The 4,695-nt window shown below is 59.2% G+C and carries 5 protein-coding genes; all 5 read right to left on the reverse strand.

The genetic code is table 11. The features are described 5' to 3' along the window. Positions 1 to 265 precede the first annotated feature (265 nt). The 5 genes from IRZ31_RS20260 to tnpA all read right to left on the reverse strand — a co-directional run bounded on the left by IRZ31_RS20260 (position 266) and on the right by tnpA (position 4,452). Positions 266 to 577: a hypothetical protein gene (locus IRZ31_RS20260; RefSeq protein WP_297157245.1), complete on the reverse strand. Its 312-nt coding sequence runs from the start codon at positions 575 to 577 to the stop codon at positions 266 to 268. Between the two features lie 28 nt (positions 578 to 605). Then, the gene (locus tag IRZ31_RS20265) at positions 606 to 1,916 is read right to left on the reverse strand and encodes a hypothetical protein (protein ID WP_297157248.1); all 1,311 of its coding nucleotides are present in this window, start codon (positions 1,914 to 1,916) and stop codon (positions 606 to 608) included. 495 nt (positions 1,917 to 2,411) lie between these two features. Next, a complete protein-coding gene (locus IRZ31_RS20270; protein ID WP_297157250.1) occupies positions 2,412 to 2,705 on the reverse strand; it encodes a hypothetical protein in 294 nt (97 codons plus the stop codon). A 135-nt stretch (positions 2,706 to 2,840) separates the two neighbouring features. Beyond that, positions 2,841 to 4,055, reverse strand: a complete 1,215-nt coding sequence (locus IRZ31_RS20275; RefSeq protein WP_297157252.1) for a transposase — start codon at positions 4,053 to 4,055, stop codon at positions 2,841 to 2,843. Then, a complete protein-coding gene (gene tnpA / locus IRZ31_RS20280) occupies positions 4,048 to 4,452 on the reverse strand; it encodes an IS200/IS605 family transposase (protein WP_297157254.1) in 405 nt (134 codons plus the stop codon). Before tnpA ends, IRZ31_RS20275 begins: the two co-directional genes overlap by 8 nt. Between the last annotated feature and the right edge of the window lie 243 nt (positions 4,453 to 4,695).

Genomic DNA, 4,695 nt, shown 5'->3' on the forward strand with positions numbered 1-4,695 from the left:
CGCAGCCCTCGCTCTCCTGGCCCAAGCGAGAGCCTTGTCACTGCAGGCTATTATAGCGCATCCATTCGGTGGGTGGCGGAGCTGAACCTTGTGGCTACCTGCCGCTAGCAGCGTCCTGTCACTGCGGTGATAGCAGAGAGGAGAAGGAAGGGCGTCATGTTACCGCTTTGGAGAGCGCGCGGAAGAAAGAGAGAACGAGCCGAGCGGGCGACCTGGCAGGAGAGGAGCGCCGGTCAGGGCTTCTCGTCGCCCGCTCCCTCCATCTCTAGCCAGCCGGCCCATCTCCTTGTTGTGGTGGAGCGGCAACCGTCAGGCGAGCCGATAAGCAAGGCGGCACCGCCAGCGTTACCAGTGCCGCACAGCCGAGGGCCAGCGCGCCAGCCGCCGGCTTTCCCAGCAGCCAGACCGCCGGCCAGGCCGAAAGCACTGCTCCCGCCATTGCCAACCCCAGAAGCAGAAGCCAGGCGCGCCAGCCAGCCTGACGCCAACGCGGGTGAGCCGCGCCGCCCAGAAGGCCGCAGAGCAGTCCGATCAGGAGCCAGAGGCCAGTCAAAGCCAGTGCCAGCGAAAGTGTCATCGCAGACCTCCCCCTGCTTGCCAGCCTCTCAAGAGCCAACGAGCATAATCTTCCAGACAATAGCCGCCAGGCGGCTGCTATCGCCGAGCACTTGCAGCGGACTCAGTCCGCTCCGTACCTCAACGTGTTGGAAAATGCCAAACTCGGCCAGATCATAAGGATGGTGCAGGCGTTGGAGGGCCGCCGCAAACGCCAGTGTCTCCGTAAACGGAACATAGGCATCGCTGCGGTCGTGTAGCAAGAAGACGGGGGCCTCGATCTCGGTCGCCACGCTCGCTGGCGAGAGTTGCGCCAGCAAGGCGCGCATCTGAGGAGACAGAGCGGCCAGATTAGCTGCCACCTGCCCGGGCTGGTCGCCAGCCAGCAGATGGTAAGCCGCGCGTGTACTGGGAGAAAGCTCGTTCAACTCCGCTTTCGTCAACGGCCTGCCGTTCTGGGCGAAAGCGGCGCGCAAAAGAGCCGCCTCGCGCGGAGGGAGGATAGTACCCAGTGTGTGGGCCAGGGCCTGGAGCGGCACATAGTAAGGAATCCAGGTCTGGGTGTGTCCATCAACCTGCAACTGATGAGTAGCGATGGCCTGTAACAGCGTCGTAGCCTCAAAAAAGCCACCGAAGGAGAGTACGAACGCCACCTGGTGGCGGATGCGCGGATCAGCAGCTGCAAAGCAGGCAAGAGCATTGCCAGCGCTGAAGCCCACCAGGCCAATCCGTGAAGGATCGACATCGCGGCGCTGGGCCAGCAGCTCAAAGACCTGCACCACCGCGGCACTATCCGCCCGACGCAGCACGAAATCAAAAAGCGCTGGGGTCCCAACGATGGCTACCACCATCCCATCGCTCGCCAGCGAGCGCGCAAAGTTCACCAGCTGAGCATCGGCGCGATTATCGCCCAGGCCGGCAATGACCACCACGGCCTGGCGGCGCCCCGGAACCAGGGGAGCGGAGTCAGTGGGAGCATAGAGGTCTAGATACACCAGACCAGTAGAAGCAGAAGAAAGCGTCGTACGGGTAAAGCGGATCGGCTCGCCGAAGAGCCTGAAAGCAGGTCCTTGAGAAACGCTCAGCAGAGCCGGGAGCAGCAGCCCTGTTCGCAGGCCAGCCCGGCCCCAGGGCGTGAGTGAGAGCAAGAGGCCAAGCAGCGTCAGCACAGTCAACAGAGCCTGAGCCGCCCAGCGTCCAAAGGGGGGCCTTCGCCTCCGATAGGTCCCTCTTGGGGAGGAGACTGGCGGTGGACCTGTCTGTCCGAGATCGCCGGCAGAAGCCGCATCGGTCGGCACTGGCTGGCCGTCGAGAGGGCGAGGCGCGGGAGCAGAAGATGCCTCCGACTGTGCGCAAGCCATCTCGCCTGCCAGCCTTAGCGATGCAGACTGCGCTTGTGCAGAGCGGAACGGGCCTATTTGCCAGGCGCGGGCCAGCAATGACAGCGGCTCTGCATGGCCGGAAGAAAGAAGCGGACTGAAGCGACCTGAGAGCCAGCTTAGGGACCGGGCCAATGGGTGGCAGCTTAGCCTTAGCGGCTGCGAGAGTAGCGGGGGCCTCATATACATGGCCGCCTCCCTCTGAAGCAAAAGCAGGAACGACAGCACAAGTCATAGTCTCAAACGAAGGAGGCGGCCCACAAGCAACAGCGCACACAAGTCCCTCTCCATGCAGAGCATGGCAGCGTTCCGGGATCGGGACCGGCTTGGGTTGAGCCAGGACCTGCCGAAGAGAAAACGGAGGGGCAGCCACACGCGCCAGCCAAAGCGCTGCTTGGCCCGGCGGCAGCCGGACGGAGGGCTGCCCATCCTCTCGCGGAGCCGTCTCACTCGCCTCGCTCCGCCTCTATCAACCGCTCAGTCCGCAGCGGCCTCGACCACCACAGGGCCGCTAATCACCTCTTGCGAGACGAGCACCACGGAGCTGCCCAAGGTGCCCATCCAGGTAGTGGCCACCTCATCGGCCTCGCGGAGCTGGCGCGGATCAGCAGAGAGATTGATCGTTACCAGCTGATCCTCGCGGTTCAAGACATAGAAGCCCATAAAACCGGGCAAGCGACGCACCAGAGGGATCAGATCCTCCTGAATGCGCTGGATCACGGTAATCGCCTTGCCGCTATCGATACGGTACTTACGAATCGTGCCTTGCATGGTAGTCATCTTCCTTTCACCAGGTCCAGCAAAAATAGAAGTGAGAGAAGAGAAGGCGAGAACAAGCGCTATACCTCGCGTCTCTGGCCAGGCAGAGGAGCGGGGCAAGCATTCACCCAATAGTGTGACGACTCCCTAGCCATGAATGGCTGGGCTTCTCAGAGGAACATCCTCTGAAGGCTTCGTCCGAGCCTGAGACTCTTTTGCCAGCAGGAGTAACCCCGCTCGTTTGATGTTGAGAGCGGCGTTGTGGTCACGATCTAGCTCACAGCCACACTCGCATGAGTGCCAGCGCTGGCTGAGGTCCTTTTTCTTGACCGCGCCACAACTGCTACAGATCTGGCTGGTGTGCTTGGGGTCAACCTGGACCACTCTCCTCCCGGCCCATGCTGCCTTGTAGGTACAGAACTGGACAAATTGACTCCAACCAGCATCGAGCATACTCTTGTTTAAACCCGCCTTGGCACTTGCTCCATTTGGAAGAAAGTTCCCGGTTTCATCTTGTTTCGCTGTGGGGCGCCTGACCATGTTGGCAGGGCGCAGCGCCTCAAAGACCATCAAGCCGTAGCGATTCACGAGCTTGCGTGACTCTTTGTGCAAGAAATCACGGCGCTGATGGCGCACCTTGCGGTGAGCTGTCGCTACACGCCGTGCAGCTTTCTTCCGTCGATGAGATCCACGTTTCTTCCTGGCAAGCGATTGCTGCAGCCTTTTGAGCTTCCTTTCGGCTTTGCGTAAGAAACGCGGGTTCTCTATCGTTTCGCCTGTGGAAAGCGTGGCAAAGCGCAACACCCCGAGATCAACCCCAACCGCTTCATCGCTTTCAGGCAATGGCGCCGGCTCAATCTCACAGACAAACACCACGTCCCAGCGATTGCCCTCTCGTTTGATGGTGCAGGTCTTGATGGTCCCCTCAATCCTGCGATGCAGTTTTACCTTGATGCTTCCAATCTTGCTGAGAGCAACGCGGCGATCATGCGTCAAAGAAAAACCGGCTTGCGGATAGGTGAAACTATCGTAGCGACCAGCACCTCGAAAACGCGGGTAGCCTGGCTTTTCCCCATGTTTGACCCGACGGAAGAACGCTTGAAATGCTTTCTCTACACGGCGCAAGACATCCTGGAGGATCTGGCTATAGATGTCTTGATACTCTTCTCTGACCGCTTTGATCTCAGGAAGTTGATTGGCCTGGTCAGAGTAGGTGATCCGCTTGCCAGCCATGCGGTATGCGTCTTTGCGTTCTTGCAACGCGGCGTTGTAGAGTTCCCGACATCGGTCTAGCGTCCAGGCAAAGGTTTGCTCTTGCTTCCTGGTAGGGTACAATCTGAAGGTGTAGGTTTGCTTAGCCATGCTTTTGGTTCTCAAGATACTGCTTGATGACTGCCAGTGGCGCACCACCAACCGTGCTGACAAAATAGCTCTTCGTCCAGAGTGTAGGCATTCGCGTTGTGAGAGATGAAAACTCCTGACGCAAGAGTCGTGATGAGCGGCCTTTGATGCGCCGTACCAGTCGGTGAATGCCAAATTGCGGGTCTCCCTCTACCAGCCAATGCACATGATCGGGCATGATCTCCAAACTCAGCACGTCTGCCTGATGTTCCTGGCAGACTTCACGAATGATGGTTGCTAACCGCTCTGCAACTGCTTCTACCAGCACCTTGCGCCGGTATTTTGGACACCATATCACGTGATACTTACAGGAGTAGTAGACGTTGCGGTTAGACTTGTAGGCAACTTTTGTATTTATGCAGACATGATACAGCAATGTGCTACTTCATGTCAAGCAATCCGTCCCCCCTACCCCAAACAAGGAACGGCCTTTATATCCCCCGCCTTAAAAGGATGGGGTTTTACGGGCCGGTTCGATAAAGTATGAAATCAATGAGGGAGGCGAAGCAGGCAGCCTCAAGCAAGGCCGCACTGATCCAACCGCGACAGATCCGCGGCGAAAGCGCTCCACTGCTGCAACTGGTCGCAGGGCTGCGTACAA

This window comes from Thermogemmatispora sp., from assembly GCF_019683635.1.
In the GTDB taxonomy this organism is placed as follows: Bacteria; Chloroflexota; Ktedonobacteria; order Ktedonobacterales; family Ktedonobacteraceae; genus Thermogemmatispora.

Excerpts from the sequence above, each read along its gene's own strand:
- IRZ31_RS20260 (WP_297157245.1), bottom strand. The coding sequence starts at position 577 with ATGACACTTTCGCTGGCACTGGCTTTGACTGGCCTCTGGCTCCTGATC.
- IRZ31_RS20275 (WP_297157252.1), bottom strand. The coding sequence starts at position 4,055 with ATGGCTAAGCAAACCTACACCTTCAGATTGTACCCTACCAGGAAGCAA.
- IRZ31_RS20265 (WP_297157248.1), bottom strand. The coding sequence starts at position 1,916 with ATGGCTTGCGCACAGTCGGAGGCATCTTCTGCTCCCGCGCCTCGCCCT.
- IRZ31_RS20270 (WP_297157250.1), bottom strand. The coding sequence starts at position 2,705 with ATGCAAGGCACGATTCGTAAGTACCGTATCGATAGCGGCAAGGCGATT.